Genomic DNA, 16,108 nt, shown 5'->3' on the forward strand with positions numbered 1-16,108 from the left:
TCGACCGGCAACCTTTGCGGTGTTCTGCCGGCCAGGAACGCCGCTCGCTGCGTTCTCCGCCTCAACGCACCTGCAGGTGCGCCTTCGTTGTGCGGGTCTTGCGATCGATATCGGATCGACCCGACAACTCGACTCGAACGAAAAGGACGGGTCGATCCGTGTCGACGCGACGCCCCTGCCTCGGTATCGACACCCCGAACGTTACTGGCCAAGGTACTAGTCGCTGAGCCAGGCCCACAGGCGTTCGACCTCACGTTCGAGGTCTTCGAGATCACCACTGTTGTCGACGAGGAAATCGGCAGCCTCCCTCCACTGTCGACGCGATGGCTGTGCGTCCATTCTCCGGCGCGCATCCTCTGCGTCCATGCCCCGTACTTGGAGTCGATGCAGCCTGCGTTCCGTCGGTGCATCGACCACCACCCGTATCCAGCCATCGCCCAGGAAATCGGAGATCAACGGCACTTCAACGACGACGACACGACTACCGCATTCCTCGACGCTCCGGCGAATCCGGGCACGAATGGCGGGGTGAGTCAACGACTCGAGCTGCAGCAGTTTGATCGGATCGGCGAACACTTCGCCGGCGAGCAGACTTCGATCGATCGTACCGTCGACGAGTGTGTCCGGGAAGGCCGCAGCCACATGATCGAACACTTCACCTCCAGGTTCGAGCACCTCGTGTCCAACCTGATCTGCGTCGATGATGCAGCAACCACGTGCTTGAAGCAGCCTTCCGACCTCGCTCTTGCCGGATCCGATCCCTCCAGCCAGTAACACTTGCTTCCGATCCATCGAAGTCGACTGTAGCCTGAAGGCGTGCTCAGTCCGGATCGACGTGAACTCAGGCTTCGACGGGTATTCACCCTTCTCTCATGGCTGACCCTTGCGCTCGGTGTATTCCTCTCATTCTTCGACCAGGGAGCAACCACACCGGTGCTCGTGGCCGCAGTGCTCGGGGGTGCGTACGTCGTCGGCCTACAGACGATCCCGATATCGTTTCTGTCACGGCAGTGGCTACAAGACCTCGTGACGACCGTCGGCATCCTGTTGACCATGACTGCTTCGGCTCTCACCGGAGGTGGCACGAGCCCGTATCTCCTCCTCTCATTGATTCCCGTCCTCGTCGCCGCGACCCTTGGCGGACTGAGGCCGGGACTTGCAGCCTCCACACTCGGCATCGCCGCACTGACGATCGTCACCTTCGCTACCGACTCCTTCGACATCTCGACTGTCCTCGAATGGGTCGCCCTCATCCTCCTCGTCGCAATTACTTCCGCTCAGGCGAGACGCGTCCTCATGGAATCGAGAACACGGGAACTGCAGCTCACCAAAGCCTCGGCCGAAGCGACAGCTCGCGTCGAGAGGCTGACCCGTGCGAACTCCCTCCTCGCACGTTTCGTAGAGGAAGCCGATAGCAGGGAGCTCAACCCCGTCACGGTTGGAAACTCTGCCCTCGAGGAACTCGCGGACTCCATTTCCATGGAGGGAGGGCTCATTGCCCTCGCCGGGAACGACGGACCTGTCGTCGTAGCCCGTGCAGGCAACGAACCACCCGGGTCGACTCGCACAGTAATCCCTCTCTCGGTCGGTGAACATAGCGTCGGGTTCGCAGCGATCACATCGCAAGACGAACTGACAGAAGACGAGCGGACAGTCGTCCACGATCTCCTGCAACCCGTCGCACTCGCCTTCGGGAACGTCCTGCTCCTCCAAGACATCGCTCAGCGGGCGGTTCGCGAGGAACGCCAGCGCCTGGCCAGAGACTTGCATGACGAGATCGGACCGTCCCTCGCTTCGCTCGGACTCGCCGTGGATCTCGCCCTCCTTCGACACCCGGCAGATCCCGACCTTGCCCAGCACTTGCAGGCACTGCGTTCGTCGGTGACCGGCCTTGTCGAGGATGTCCGGTCAACGGTGGCGGACCTCCGCATGAGCCCCCAGCCAAGCATCGGTGAGGTCGTCCGGCGTATCGCCGGAGATCTACCCGAGAACTCTCCGGCGATCGACATACGGCTCGAAGAACGCAGGCCGCCACGACCATCACTCGCACCGGACATCGCCGCCATCGTCGTCGAAGCGCTTCGAAACGCCATCGCTCATTCAGGCGCCACTGCGATCATCGTCCATGGCATCTCCGATTTCGACGAAGGCCGCATTACCGTGTTCGACGATGGAACCGGATTCGATCGCGACGAGGTGCCGAATGAGAGATTCGGTCTCGTCGGAATGGAAGAACGAGCAGAGCGGATAGGAGCCTCCCTGAGCATCTTGACCAACAATCGGGGCACGACTGTCACGATCGCGTGGGGCCCTGAATGATCAACGTCGCCATTGCAGATGACCATCGACTCTTTGCAGATGGACTCGCCGAAGCTCTTGGAGGCCTCCCTGACATCAACGCGGTCGGAGTCGCATACGACGGCGCCCAGCTGATGGCCGTGCTCGACCAACAACCCGCCGATGTCGCCATCGTCGACCTGGAAATGCCGATCCTCGATGGAATCCAGGTTCTGGCCGCCCTCGGTTCGCGAGTACCCGCGATCGTCGTCACCATGCACGCCGACGCCCAACATCGCGCACGCGCCGTTGCGGCGGGAGCGGCAGCTTTCCTGTCGAAGTCCACACCCTTGCCGCAACTCGCCGCGGCGATCAGAGCCGTGGCGGCAGGTCACCGCTTCGCCCATGTCACCACTCTGCGTGACATTTTGGAGCCATTCGACAAACCAGTGCTCGATCCGGGAGCCATGCTGCTGACCAGCCGCGAGCGTGAGGTTCTTGCCCTTCTCGGCCGAGGCGTCACAGCAACCGAAGAGCTTGCAGATCGCCTGTTTATCTCGAAGAAAACAGTGAAGAACCACCTCGCTTCGATCTTCGAAAAGCTCGATGTCAGCGATCGTGCCCAGGCCGCGGTCGAAGCCATCCGCCTCGGTATCGCTCCTCGACGCTAACTCGAATAGGTCCACCGACCCATGGAGCTTTCACCACCCTGTGTGCTATCGTTCCTCTGCCAGCAGCCTCTAGGAGGGAATACCTATGTTGACACTGTGGATCGCATCCCAACACCACTGGACCACATTCAAGAACGATCGGGGAGCGAGCATGGTCGAATACGCGCTCCTGGTAGTGCTGATCGCTATCGTCGCCCTGGTCGCCGTCAAGTTTGCAGGGTCGCAGGTCTCCAAGACCTTCAGCGACATCGGAAGCGGACTCGGAAACGCCTAGACAGACTCCCAGGCTTACGGGCGGGTCCCTTGCGACCCGCCCTTTTGCATCTCGGACCCACACGGGTCGGGCGCTTTTGGGCCTCCCGACCCATGGAGCGGCATCACTCTCCGTGATACCGTCGCAGTACGTCAATTCGACGATGGAGCGAACCATGCGCTGGAACCCCCAAGAAGACCTAGGTGCCGGGCTCGTAGAGTGGGGACTCCTCGTCCTCCTCGTCGCCATAGTCGCACTGATCGCCGTGAAATACACGGGGGCACAGAACTCACAGATGTGGAGCGATATCGCCAGTTCGCTCTCCTAGACCCGCTCCTCGTCCCCCACCCGGTTTTGACCGACCAGCTTGCGCGCCCTTCAGGACCTCACCCAGAGTGCCCATGTGGAATCTTCATAACGGACGTTCCACCGGGCATCGTCAAGTGCACGGGCAATCCCTGAGTCGCGACGCACCAATGCCTGGTCAATTCCATGCCGTTCGAACACGTTCCTCCACACGGGATCTCCGTTGTTGGCATGCACGAACTCTCTCATGAATTCGGCTCCGTACAACTCGGCCCGGTCATCGATGAAGACTTCCCGCTCCGGCCAGTACGCATAGATCAGGAATCCGCCGGTTGTGTCGTCGCTCCACACTCGACCCTCGGTGAGATAGCGCGCCGCATGGATCGGGAATGCGGCCGAATCGATCCTCCACCGCACGCCGGCACATACTGCCAACGGTGCCATCAGAATGACGACCGCGATCAGAGCGTTCACGACAGCCTCCGGCCGACGAGGCAGAGGACGGGCAAGATCCGTTCGTGCCGATGGCATCCACACTATCCACGGTGCGAGAACGATTGCCGCAGGAAACAAGCTCCTCCCTGATGTCAGGCCGAAGAGAAGGAACGGCACAATGAGCCAGAGTCTCCTGGTCTCGACCGCTCCTTTCGCCGTGGCCACCAACAAGGCAGCGATCGCCAGGGCATAGGGAAGATACGGTACGGAAAGAATGTCCGGTACCGCCCATTCCGTAATGAGCCGAAGCGCGTCGCGATTTCGAACGAACGCCAACAGAATCTCCCACACCCCCACCCCATGGGCCGTAACGCTCACCGTGATCAATGAGGCGATCAACGTTCTCATGACTGGTTTTAGTGATCGGCGCGACGCAAACGCCTCCAGCCCCAGGTACCCGATGCCAAGTACCCAGGAACCATGCACGGAAGCCCACACCCAGAGAACCAGCGGCACCGCCCACGTGATGCCATGATCCACCATCACCACCAGCAAGGCCAGAAACAGAAACGACATGAGGACCGGCCTTGGAACCTGGAACGCCAGCCCCAGCCACGTGAACAACACCATCACGATGCCCGTAACGAGGAGATTCCCTGCGCGGCGATGCACTGACAATCCGATCAAGAGGAACGTCAGCGTGCCCACGACAACCAGCATCACCGGGACCCAGCCCAGCCCGTTCGTCCAGCGTTCCAGCAACCCGTAGCCGAGTTCGAGCAGCCATGACTGTGTCCTCCAGGGAGCACCCTGCAAGGTGAACGAAAACGGGTCGGTCCGCAGCACATGTCCCAGATCGAGTTGCAGGGTCCCGGCGCGAACATGCCACAGGAAGGAATTGTCTCGAATCGGCGAGGTCGCTCCAATGACGAGACCGACCCAAGGGATGAGCAGGATGAGGTGTCCGGGAGTCAGTCGTCTCCACCAGGGGACCGGCACCGAGGCCATTACAGTCCGGTGAACGTCTCGTAGATCGAGATCGCCGCAGGCCCGAGCAGCACGATGAATAGCGCCGGGAAGATACAGAACACGAGTGGAAATACCAGCTTCACGGGAGCGGCGAATGCCTTCTCTTGCGCACGCTGACGACGCTTGACCCGCATCTCGTCGGCCTGCACGCGGAGTACTTGGGCGATAGAGACACCGAACGCTTCGGCCTGCATCATGGCCAGAAGGAACGACCGCAGTTCATCGACGTCGGTACGGTCCGACAGGTGTCGCATCGCGTCCCTGCGACTCACACCGACACGCGTCTCCTGCAACATGCGGAAGAACTCTTCGGAAAGAGGACCGGGGACTGTCCCGACAACCCTTGCAAGAGCCGAATCGAAACCAAGACCGGCTTCGACACTGATCACCAGCAGGTCAAGCACGTCGGGGAGGGTCTTCTGCATGGCCTTGCGTCGCTCGTCGATCCTGCGGGTAAGCCGGACATCCGGACCGAAAAAGCCGAGGATTCCGAGGAGGATGAACGCAACCAGCGCCGTTTGGGCATCCATCCCCGGTCTCACCAGGAAGAACACCATGGCAGCGACTGTCACGGAGATGACCTTGACAACCGCCCACGCGTTGGCATCCAGATTGCCCGGGCTACCTGCGAGCACGATACGATGCTGTGTCTTCTCCATCCAGCCTACGGGAGTGAACCGAGCAAACCACTTGCCGAGCTTCATGAAGATGGGGGCTGCCACACGCTCTGCGAGTGACTTCTTGAGTGTCTCCTCTCGCATGAATTCCGCGGACCCATACGCGGCAAGCCGCTCGGTCGCTGCCTTGCGGGCCTTGATGATCCCGAAGCCGACCCAAGTGATCAGGCCGGAGATGGCCACGAACACCGAAACAACCGAGAAGAGTTTCCAGTCCATCTATACCTCGATGTCCACGATCTTCTTCAGCCAGTACACACCGATCCCCATGAGGACCATGCCTACCACGATCGCAATGATGCCCGGGACTCTCGTCAGAAGTGGATTCAGGTAGTCCCGGTTCGTGGCAAACAGAAATGCAAACAGGACGAATGGCAGAGCTCCCAACACAATTGCAGAGATCCTTCCTTCAGCGGTCAGTGCCTTGATCTCTCCTCGAAGCCGGTTGCGCTGTCGCATCGTATCCGCCACCGTCTGAAGCACCTCAGCGAGATTGCCACCTACTTCGCGCTGGATTTCGATCGCCATGACTGCCCAGCCGAAGTCCTCCGACTGCATCCGTTCCGCGATCCCCCGCATGCTGTCCACCACTCCAAGACCGAGTCTCGACTCGGCCATTGCTCTGCCGAATTCACGCGAAGTCGGTTCCTGAGCTTCACTCGCCACGGCCTCGACGGCTTGCAGCAGCGAATACCCGGCTCGAAGCGATGTTGAGAGCAGGATCAGTGTGTCGGGCAGTTGATTCTCGAAGATCCGCTTCTCGCGCCCGCCACCAAACTGGATCAGCGCCATGACGATCACGATCGCGAAGAGGAAGGCACCGCCACCCCAGGTCACACTCCGGCTATAGGCGCCGACAATTGCGCCAACCAGCAGACTCAAACCCAACGCTGCTGCGATTGCCTCACCTCCGCGCAGCGGGACATTCGCCTGTTCCAGAGCGGCGTTCACGCCGCTGAGAAGACCCCGTCGGCGTACTGCCTCTTCCGCGCTTCGTGAGAACACACCGAAGATCCGTCCGAGGACTCCCTTCTTGCGTTCCTCACCTCCCTCGGACGCGCCGTAGGAGCGCAGCCGGTTACGCAACGCCGAGGCGCTGTCCTCCTCTCGAGGTCCGGCAAGGATGAAGATGAAGAGGACAAGTCCGAGTCCGACCGCGCCCGGACCGATCCACGCGAGCGTTGAGAGGGGAAGAGGCGACTCGCCTGAAGGTGAGTACGGTGGCGGCTGGGTGAAAGCGACCGAGACCGTCGTCGTGGTTGTCGGAATGTGCTTGATGAAGCCCGGCACATCCACACTGGTCGACGCGGTGATCCCCTGATAGGCGACACCGATGGCCAGCGGACCCGCCTGATCCTGCGTTGCCGTGAATCGGACGACGACTTTGTTGTCGAGTTCGCGCTTGATCTGATCGTAGAGGCTCGTCAGTGCGGCTGGATCTGGCGTCGAGAGAAACAAGCCGCCTGAGGAATCGGCGATGGCCTGGATGTCCGTCGGATTGAACTCAGGTGACTCGAGAGCAACACCGAACACACGAACCGATTCGGTCGCGGCGATCGCGTCGTCGAGAGTGGCAACGCTGACAGTGTCGGCGCCGTCGGTCAACACGATCATGTTCGGCTCCAGCCGAGCGGCATCACCGGTGAACAGCGACGCCCCACGCACCACGGCGTCGTAAAAGGCGGTTTCTCCCCCGGCCTGGATCGACTGCACCCTGCCGGTCAGCGCCGTCTTGGAACTGGTAAACCCTGAGAGCACCTGCACGTCGTCTGCAAACACGAGCAGCGCGATGAAGTCCTGGTCCCGCTTCTGCTCGATGAACGACAACGCCGCCTGCTTGGCGGCGTCGATCGGCTCGCCTTGCATCGACCCGGATCCGTCGATCGCGAGGACGATCCCCACGGGGACTACGGACTCGCCGATCATTTCGACCTCGAGGTCTTGGACCGGTACTCCGTTCTCGGTGACCGACAGTTGGGCCGGGTTCAGTTGTGTCTGAAGATTCCGAAGCTCGACAACGGCCTGGACTCGCGGGTACCTGGTGATCGTGACGTCCGAAATCTCGATTGTCGAGCCGCCGGTCTGAGCGACCGCGGCCATCCCTCCCCCGAACAACAGAACGAAGGCAAGGAGACTTGGGAGCGCAACTCGTAGTCTCACCTGCCGTGCTGGCCTTCTCGCCGGGAGAACGGTTCGGGATCGAACAAGTCGCTCGGCAGTTTGATACCCATGTCCTGCAGGTGCCCGGAGAACGACGGTCGAATGCCTGTCGCTTTGAGACGTCCCAGGTAGCGTCCTTTCTCGTCGACGCCCATCCCGAAGTCGAACAGAAACAGATCCTGGAGGGTGATGATGTCACCCTCCATGCCTTCCACCTCGGTGATGTGGGTGATGCGCCGGGTTCCGTCTCTGAGACGTGCCTGGTGCACGATCAAGTTGACCGCCGAAGCAACCTGTTCCCGGATGGCTCGCACGGGAAGGTCGAAGCCGGCCATCAGCACCATGGTTTCGATACGGGACAGGGTGTCTCTCGGAGAGTTGGAGTGGATGGTCGTCAGCGACCCGTCATGGCCCGTGTTCATGGCCTGGAGCATGTCAAGGGCCTCTCCTCCGCGGGCCTCACCGACAACGATACGATCCGGACGCATACGCAGACAGTTGCGCACCAGGTCGCGAATCACGATCTGGCCCTTGCCTTCGAGGTTTGCCGGACGGGACTCGAGACTGAGCACGTGTTCCTGACGGAGTTGAAGTTCTGCTGCATCTTCGATGGTGACGATGCGTTCGTTCATCGGCAGGTACCCGGACAATACGTTGAGCGTTGTCGTCTTCCCGGAACCGGTACCGCCACTGATGATGATGTTGAGACGCCCCTTGACGCACGCCTCGATGAAACGAGCGACACGTTCGGTCATCGTTCCAAAGTTGATGAGGTCCGCTTCCGTGTACGGGTCGACGGCGAACTTCCGGATCGTCAGAAAAGGCCCACCGATCGCCAGAGGGTGGATAACTGCGTTGACGCGGGAACCATCGGGCAGCCTTGCGTCGACCAGCGGAGTAGCCTCGTCGATCCGGCGCCCGACGTCACCGACGATCTTGTCGATGATCCGCCGCAGGTGAACCTCGTCGACGAAGCGAACGTCGGTCTTTTCGAGCTTGCCGTGACGTTCGGTGAACACCTGGAATGGGCCGTTCACCATGATCTCGGTGACCTCCGGGTCGTTCAACAACGGGTCGATCGGACCGTACCCAAGGACATCGTTCGTGATCTCGTTGAGTAGCTGGGTCTTCTCGGCGCGGGAAAGCCCGACGCTGTCTTCCTGACCGAAGGCCCATTCGAGCATCTCGGTGACACGGAGCCTCAGTTCGGCGTCGCTCATCTGCCGGTCGTAGAGCGTGGGCCCCAATTCCTCGACGACCTTGAAGTGCAAGCGGCCTCGCAGTTCGCGGAACATCGACTCGCGCTTGGCGTCGTATCCCACATCTGAGATCTTCGCCGCTGCGACTCGTTCGGACAGTGATGCCATGATGCTCGCTTTCCCCTTTACCGGCGTCTCCGGGGTCCGCCGCCAAATCTATCAGTTCTCTAGGACATCCATCGGCGCTTTCCGGAACGACCTGAACCAGTCTTTTCAGGTCCTGTCACCAGCCTAAGTACCGTTTCGAAACCCTTGGCAACCTTCGAACGGGGAGCGGACTCCACTACGGGCCTACCTTCGTTGACCGAAGCTGGAACCATCCCATCCGAAGGGATCGCCGCAGAGATCTTCAGCTTCAGCGATTTCTCGATCTCCTTCTCATCCAGTCGCGCCCGAGCGTTGCTCCTGTTGAGCACGAGTTGGATCTTCGCGGACGGGAACTTGAGGAGACGGAGCGTCTCGAGGGCGAGTTTGGCATTCTTGACACTAGGGAGATCCATGTCAACGACGAAAAGCACCTGATCGGAACGTTCGAGCAGCGACAGCAGCAACTCGTCGAGCAGCGATGCCGTGTCGATGACGATGTAGTCGAACATCGGACGGAGACGGGCGATGATCTCGGTCATCGCGGCGGTCGAGACCTCGTCGGCGAACGCCGGTTCGAGCGGCGCTGCCAGCACCCTCAGGCCAGACGGGTGCACGGTGAGAATCGATTCGAGCAGCGACTCGTCCAAATGTTCCAATTCGTGCGAGGCATTCACGATGGTCAGTTTCGGTTCGAGTTGTAGAACAAGGCAGACGTCGCCGAACTGGAGATCCGCGTCAACGATGCAGACTCGCGAAGGGTCATGGGTCTTTGCCAGGAGCATGGTCAGGTTGGTCGCCGTGACGGTCTTGCCGCTCCCACCTTTCGCCGACATCACCGTGATAACGTGGGCTTCTCTGCGCGGCCCGCCGAAGGGTTCGGCCGCCAGGACCCCGGATTGACGGCGCCGCCCGAGGCGCTCGGCCTCTCCCATCGCTTCGGCCATCTTCACTGCGTCGAGAGGAGCTTCGATCACGTCCACAAAGCCGGCGCGCATTGCCGCCCTCAACACTGTCGCGGTTACCGTACCGGCCACCACGACCACGGCCAGGCCTGCGTCCTCCTCGACGAGGAAGCTCGCATCCCTAATGCCAACTTCGGTCGCGAAGGTCGGTCCGAGCACAACGAGATCGATGTTGCTGTCGGCGACCGCCCGCTGAGCATCCGCTATCGAGCCAACAGTCCCCACACCACCCTCGAACAGGCGCTTGGCATCGGTGAGGAAACCCTCATCGCCGTCGACAACGAGGATTCCCGTTCCGTCAAACGACCGCTTACCGTCCGACACTTGGCTCCTCGAACAACGTTTCCCTGGTGACACCTTCGGTCGGGACCGGTACGAAGTCCGCGGGGACCAACGTCAGCCAGACACTGCCATTCTCAAACGTGAACACGAGTCGCTCGGCCTCTTCGGGCGTGACTTCCAGCGTCAGCAAACCCCGGGCTTGGTCAGCCGCTTGCTCGCCCTCGCCGGCGACGGTCGTGACCGTCACGTTCTTGTCGATATCCTTCTCGGGTCGGATTTCATTCCCGACGGCGAGCACTGGCACTCCCTGCATGACGAAGCGCGTTATCAAACCGGCGTTCACCTGCTCCTCGATGGCTGCCAGTTCTTCAGAAGTGAGGGGGATACCAGAGTCGGCGCTCTGCTGCACGAAGTCTGAAATGGCCGACTGGAGTGTCACGATCACATTGATACGGTCACCCGGTTCGATGAAGCCGTTGAGGCCACGAACCGAGTCCACGGATATCGTGATGGCCTGTCTGCCTTCCGGAATCCGCTCGGCGAGCGGCTTGATCTCCGCCGTCAAAGCAACCCACTGGTCGGTGGTGAGGATCTGGTGACCGGAGATGGGGCCGGCCGCGACCCGCCCTGTCAACACCTGCCTCAGCTCCTCGTCGGAACCGATGGCGTTGTCGGGCATGAACTGCGTCTCTTCTCGATCCTGGACGGCACGCTCTTGCGACAGCACCAACGAACCCTCGGTTCCTTCGGCGATCAGATCGATCGAACGGTAGACCGTCCGGTACTCGAGCTTCGCCTCGGCTTCCTTCTGGACGTTGCTCATGAATTGCCACAGCGCAAACGCGGCAACAGCAGCGAGCAGCAAGGCCACGATCAACACCAAGGTACGTCTACCCATCGACTCTCCTTCGGTCCTTCCCCGGCTCGACGGAAGCGCCGGACACCACGATGCGATTCCCATTCCGGCGCGCACCGTCTAGGAGGCTACCGCCTTGCCCATGGTTTGCACGGCTTTGCCGTGCCCTCCCAACCAGCGCCACAAGATTGGCACAGTCTGGCCTGGTGTCAAGAGTTGGTTGTCCAGTCATCTGGCCAGTCAGCGCCTGCCGATCCCCCGCTCCTTGAGCTCCTGGAGGATCGCCTCGAGCGACGCGTCGACATCGAACGTGCGCTCACGCTCCCGTTGCTCGGGTCGCTCACGCTCGAACTCGCGGACCCTCGGTGTCGGCCTACTGCGTTCCGGTCGCGGTTCTTCCTTGCGTTCCTTCCACTCAGGCAGAGCCTGTTTGATCGACAGGCTGACCCGACGTCGTTCGGTGTCCATCTCGGTGACCTTTACCGACACCGCCTTGCCGATCGACAGTTCGAGTTCAGGCGACTCAACACGATGCATGGCGATCTCAGAGACGTGCACGAGACCTTCGACACCCTCGCCGACGGAGACAAAGGCACCGAAGGGGACGGTCTTGGTAACGACGCCATCTACGACGTCGCCCACCTCGTGCTCTCCGGAGAACTTCTCCCAGGGGTCATCTTGTGTCTGCTTCATCGAGAGCGAGATGCGCTCTCGACCGAGGTCTACCTCCAGCACCTTGACCGTCACCTCGTCACCGACCTTGACTACTTCGGAAGGATGATTGACGTGCTGATAGGACAGCTCCGAGACGTGAACGAGGCCGTCCATACCGCCCAAGTCGACGAACGCTCCGAAGTTGACAACCGACGAGACGACGCCGGTGCATGTCTCCCCGACCGCGAGATCGTCGAGGAACGCCTGGCGCTCTTCGGCCTGCTGCTCTTCGAGGAAGGCACGGCGGGACAAGACCACATTGTTCCGGTTGCGGTCCAGTTCGATCACCTTGGCCTCGATCTCCTGGCCGATGTACGGCTGGAGATCGCGCACCCGGCGCAGTTCGACCAGCGAGGCGGGCAGGAATCCACGAAGCCCGATGTCGACGATGAGTCCCCCCTTGACGACTTCGATGACCGGCCCGGCGACGATCCCACCTTCGGCGAAGATCCGCTGGATCTTGCCCCATGCGCGCTCATACTGTGCACGCTTCTTCGACAGGATCAGGCGTCCTTCGTCGTCCTCCTTGTCGAGGACGAGCGATTCGATCCGATCACCGATAGACACGATCTCGTTGGGATCGATGCCTCGGCGAATCGAGAGCTCGCGCAGCGGGATCAGTCCTTCGGACTTGTATCCCACATCCACGAGCACGCCGTCTTGATCGATACTCGCGACGGTGCCTTCCACGATGTCACCCTCGTCGAACTCGAGCACCGTCGCTTCGATGGCTGCCCCGAAGTCCAGATCGTCGGGGAGATCGCTGACGTCCTTGGCGACGATGGCAGGGCGCTCCGCAGGAATCACAAGTCTCTCCGGCTCTGCCTTGACCGGCACCTCAACCGGAGTCTCAACGGGCTCGGCTGCCGAGCTTTCCGTATCCGCTGGAGCCTCGACGGGCTCAGATGCCTCGGCTCCCCCCTCCGCCGGTGTTTCCGTCGTCTCGACGGTCGCAGGTTCGGCATCCGCCTCGGTTGCCGGTTCTTCGACGGCTGCCTCTTCAGGATCGGAGGGCGTCTCGACGATCTCGGTGGGGGGGTCGATCGGTTCGGATACGGTCTCCTCCGCCACTGGTGTGGCGGCGGCCTCGGTGATGGTCGGGTCCTGCGCGAACGCGGACTCGTGCTCGTTGGTCATGTGTGCTGTGTACTCCTCATGGAAAGGCTCCCCGGGGACTCCCGGAGGCGGCAGTAGGTTAGCACGGAATTCGGTCTCGTATCAGGTCCCGACGGGTCACATCTTGCATTCCGCCAGGTTGAACCCGGACGCGAGTTCGACTTTCAACGGAATCCGCAGCTGCGCGACGTCCTCCATGGTGCGCCGAAGGACGGTCGAAGCGCGTTCCCATTCGTCTGGCGGGGCTTCGACCACGAGTTCGTCATGGATCTGCAGCAAGAGGCGAGTCTGCGTTGGTCCGAGTGCCGCGTCGAGATCGATCATCGCTTTCTTGATGATGTCGGCCGCCGAACCCTGCACCGGTGCGTTCAACGCCATCCTCTCCCCCATCTGCCGAATGCGATAGTTATCGCTCGAAAGTTCGGGAAGATACCGGCGGCGCCCGAACATGGTCTCCGTGTAGCCCCGGTTCCTCGCTTCCGATACGACCGAAGCGAGGTAGGCCTTCACCTGCGGGAACTGCGCGAAGTAGGTGTCGATGTGCTCTGCCGCCTCTTCACGGGTGATCTCGAGACGCTCGGCAAGCCCGTAGGCCTCCATACCGTAGAGCAGACCGAAGTTGATGGCCTTGGCACGCCGTCGCATCTCACTTGTGACGCTGGAAGGGTCAACGCCGAACACACGGGCTGCCGTAGCAGTGTGAATGTCGGCGCTCTCACCTTCGAACGCCTCGACGAGCCCGGGATCCCCGCTGAGATGGGCCAGGACACGAAGTTCGATCTGTGAATAGTCCGCAACGATGAACTTCCAGCCCTGTTCGGGAACGAATGCACGCCGGATCATGCGGCCGGTCTCCGAACGCACCGGGATGTTCTGGAGGTTGGGCCGATCAGACGACAGGCGGCCGGTCGCTGCGCCCATCTGATTGAACCGGGTGTGAATGCGTCCATCCTCTTCGATCAACGGCAGATACCCGTCCACATAGGTGGACCGCAGCTTCTCCAGTTCCCGATAGCGGAGCAGAAACGCGACAACCGGATGCGCGTCCGCGAGCTTCTTGAGGACCGACTGGTCGGTCGACGGTGCACCTTTCGGTGTCTTCTTCAACACCGGGAGACCCAACTTGTCGAACAGCACTTCGCGAAGCTGTCCGGCCGAGTTGATATTGAACACAGTGCCGGCGGCGTCGTAGATATCGCTCTCGAGGCGTGCCAGGTCCGTCCTCAGGTCGGCACCGAGCTGCTCCAGGTACGTCCGATCCACCCCGATACCGGCCGCTTCCATCCGAGCGAGTACACCAACGAGCGGAAGCTCAAACACCTCGAGGAGTTCTCGCTCTCGTCGGGCCTCGAGCTGCGGGCCGAGTGCCTCAGCCACCCTCGCAACGGCGATGACCCGCCGGCCTGCGGCTTCGATGTCGGGCCCCCCACCGAAATCCAGGGTGCCTTGCTTCGCTGCATCAGGCGATTCGAGTTCAACTCCGAGAACCGTTTCGGCGATGTGTGCAAGCGAGTAGCTTCTCGACGCAGGGCTGATCAGGTATGCGGCAAGCGCACAGTCGAATGAAAGGCCTTCGAAGACGACTCCGCGTTCGAGTAGGGCCCTGATGAACGGTTTGGCGTTGTGCAGAATCTTCGGATGGTCCGGATCATGCAGCGCGGCGGCCATCGCTTCCAAGCGCTCAACGGGAATAAACACGGCCCCATCTGCGCCTTCTGCCACTGCCACCCCGGCGAGCGCATCTGCCTCCCACACCGGTTCGAGCACCAGGGGGGACGCGGCAATCACCTGGGATATCTCTTCGGGGTCGATCGTGGACCGAGTGTCGACATCCAGGATCTCGGGCGCAGGCTTGTCTTCATGCAACCCGGCAAGGCGTTCCCAGAGCACCTTGAACTCGAGACTTTCGAACAGCCGCTGCGCCCGGTCCTTGTCCCACACACGATCGGCGAGATCCTCAAGGTCGAAACTGATCGGTACTTCGCGCCGCAAACGCATCAGGCGCCGATTGAGGAATACCTGGTCCCGGTGTGCTGCGAGATTCTCCCGGAGCTTTGGCGTCAGCTCTGCAAGATGCTCATAGACGGTCTCGAGATTCCCGTGAGCTCTGATCAACCGAGCGGCCGTCTTCTCCCCCACTCCGGGCACGCCCGGCAGGTTGTCCGAAGGGTCCCCGCGAAGCGCCGCATAGTCGACGTAGGAGGAAGGGGGAATCCCGTAGCGAGCTTCCACCCATGCAGCATCTGCCATCACGATCTCGCTGATGCCGCGGCGTGTGTAGAGAACGGTCACGCGATCATCGATCAGCTGGAACGCGTCGCGATCTCCCGTGACCACGAGGACGCGCCAATCCGCTTCCTCGGCCCGAGCGGCGATCGTCGCGATGACGTCGTCTGCCTCGAATCCATCGGCCTCGACCTGAGGAAACCCGAGGCTGTCGACTACCTCCCTGATGAGAGGTAGCTGGCGGCGAAACGTATCGGGGGCCTTGGCGCGTTGCGCCTTGTACGGCTCGTAGGCCTCCTTGCGAAAGGTCGGCACCGGTGTGTCCCAGGCGACGGCGACCGCGTCCGGATGGTGATCGGAAAGCAGCTTGAGGAGCATCGAGGTGAACCCATACACCGAGTTGGTCGGCAGGCCGGACGACGTGGTCAGATCTTCTGGAAGCGCGTAGAAGGCCCGGTACGCCAGGCTGTGACCGTCGAGAAGCGCAAGTGTCCCCATCACAAGTCCTCGAGCCGGCTCAGGAGCTTCGTCCGCTCCTCCTCCAGGTCGCTGCGTTTGCGTTGCAGCTCGTAAAGTGCACGTTCGAATCGCGGCACGTCCCCTTCAGTCTCTCTTACGAACGCGCGATCATCCGCGTCGCCGACTGCGGCATCCCGCCGAGCGTCGTCTGCGATGTGCCTGTGATATTCGAGTTCGTCGAAGACGAGTCTCTCATCTCGGAGAAGGCGTTCGATCTCGTCGTTGATGCGAAAGATCTTGCGCTCGATACGTCGTGTCATGCCCGCACGTACCATACTG

At 61.3% G+C, this 16,108-nt stretch carries 14 protein-coding genes; 4 read left to right on the forward strand and 10 right to left on the reverse strand.

Translation table 11 applies throughout. The features are described 5' to 3' along the window. Positions 1 to 216 precede the first annotated feature (216 nt). On the reverse strand, positions 217 to 792 hold the full coding sequence (locus tag GWP04_01070; GenBank protein ID NIA24139.1) for a dephospho-CoA kinase: 576 nt from the start codon (positions 790 to 792) through the stop codon (positions 217 to 219). Between the two features lie 24 nt (positions 793 to 816). Between GWP04_01070 and GWP04_01075 the strand changes: the two genes are divergently transcribed. The 4 genes from GWP04_01075 (at position 817) to GWP04_01090 (ending at position 3,529) form a co-directional block, all read left to right on the forward strand. Next, entirely contained in the window at positions 817 to 2,319 is a 1,503-nt protein-coding gene (locus GWP04_01075) for a hypothetical protein (GenBank protein ID NIA24140.1), read from the forward strand. Continuing rightward, complete coding sequence (locus tag GWP04_01080) at positions 2,316 to 2,948, forward strand: response regulator (protein ID NIA24141.1); 633 nt, start codon at positions 2,316 to 2,318, stop codon at positions 2,946 to 2,948. Before GWP04_01075 ends, GWP04_01080 begins: the two co-directional genes overlap by 4 nt. Before the next feature lie 85 nt (positions 2,949 to 3,033). Continuing rightward, a complete protein-coding gene (locus GWP04_01085; GenBank protein ID NIA24142.1) occupies positions 3,034 to 3,222 on the forward strand; it encodes a Flp family type IVb pilin in 189 nt (62 codons plus the stop codon). 154 nt (positions 3,223 to 3,376) lie between these two features. Next, positions 3,377 to 3,529, forward strand: coding sequence for a hypothetical protein (locus GWP04_01090; GenBank protein ID NIA24143.1), 153 nt, complete (start codon positions 3,377 to 3,379; stop codon positions 3,527 to 3,529). A 50-nt stretch (positions 3,530 to 3,579) separates the two neighbouring features. Here GWP04_01090 and GWP04_01095 read toward each other — a convergent pair whose 3' ends face one another. The 9 genes from GWP04_01095 to GWP04_01135 all read right to left on the reverse strand — a co-directional run bounded on the left by GWP04_01095 (position 3,580) and on the right by GWP04_01135 (position 16,089). After that, entirely contained in the window at positions 3,580 to 4,941 is a 1,362-nt protein-coding gene (locus GWP04_01095) for a hypothetical protein (protein ID NIA24144.1), read from the reverse strand. A gap of 8 nt (positions 4,942 to 4,949) precedes the next feature. Beyond that, positions 4,950 to 5,867, reverse strand: a complete 918-nt coding sequence (locus tag GWP04_01100) for a type II secretion system F family protein (protein ID NIA24145.1) — start codon at positions 5,865 to 5,867, stop codon at positions 4,950 to 4,952. Continuing rightward, positions 5,868 to 7,808, reverse strand: a complete 1,941-nt coding sequence (locus GWP04_01105; protein ID NIA24146.1) for a VWA domain-containing protein — start codon at positions 7,806 to 7,808, stop codon at positions 5,868 to 5,870. Beyond that, on the reverse strand, positions 7,805 to 9,175 hold the full coding sequence (locus GWP04_01110; protein NIA24147.1) for a CpaF family protein: 1,371 nt from the start codon (positions 9,173 to 9,175) through the stop codon (positions 7,805 to 7,807). The genes GWP04_01105 and GWP04_01110 overlap by 4 nt, the downstream gene beginning before the upstream one ends. Positions 9,176 to 9,234: 59 nt before the next feature. Continuing rightward, positions 9,235 to 10,440, reverse strand: a complete 1,206-nt coding sequence (locus GWP04_01115) for an AAA family ATPase (protein ID NIA24148.1) — start codon at positions 10,438 to 10,440, stop codon at positions 9,235 to 9,237. Next, on the reverse strand, positions 10,427 to 11,296 hold the full coding sequence (gene cpaB / locus GWP04_01120; GenBank protein NIA24149.1) for a Flp pilus assembly protein CpaB: 870 nt from the start codon (positions 11,294 to 11,296) through the stop codon (positions 10,427 to 10,429). Before cpaB ends, GWP04_01115 begins: the two co-directional genes overlap by 14 nt. Before the next feature lie 198 nt (positions 11,297 to 11,494). After that, complete coding sequence (rpsA, locus tag GWP04_01125) at positions 11,495 to 13,105, reverse strand: 30S ribosomal protein S1 (protein NIA24150.1); 1,611 nt, start codon at positions 13,103 to 13,105, stop codon at positions 11,495 to 11,497. Between the two features lie 96 nt (positions 13,106 to 13,201). After that, entirely contained in the window at positions 13,202 to 15,808 is a 2,607-nt protein-coding gene (gene polA, locus GWP04_01130; protein NIA24151.1) for a DNA polymerase I, read from the reverse strand. Beyond that, complete coding sequence (locus tag GWP04_01135) at positions 15,808 to 16,089, reverse strand: hypothetical protein (GenBank protein ID NIA24152.1); 282 nt, start codon at positions 16,087 to 16,089, stop codon at positions 15,808 to 15,810. Before GWP04_01135 ends, polA begins: the two co-directional genes overlap by 1 nt. Positions 16,090 to 16,108 lie beyond the last annotated feature (19 nt).

The sequence above is a fragment of the Gammaproteobacteria bacterium genome (assembly GCA_011682695.1).
Classification (GTDB): domain Bacteria; phylum Actinomycetota; class Acidimicrobiia; order Spongiisociales; family UBA4744; genus BMS3Bbin01.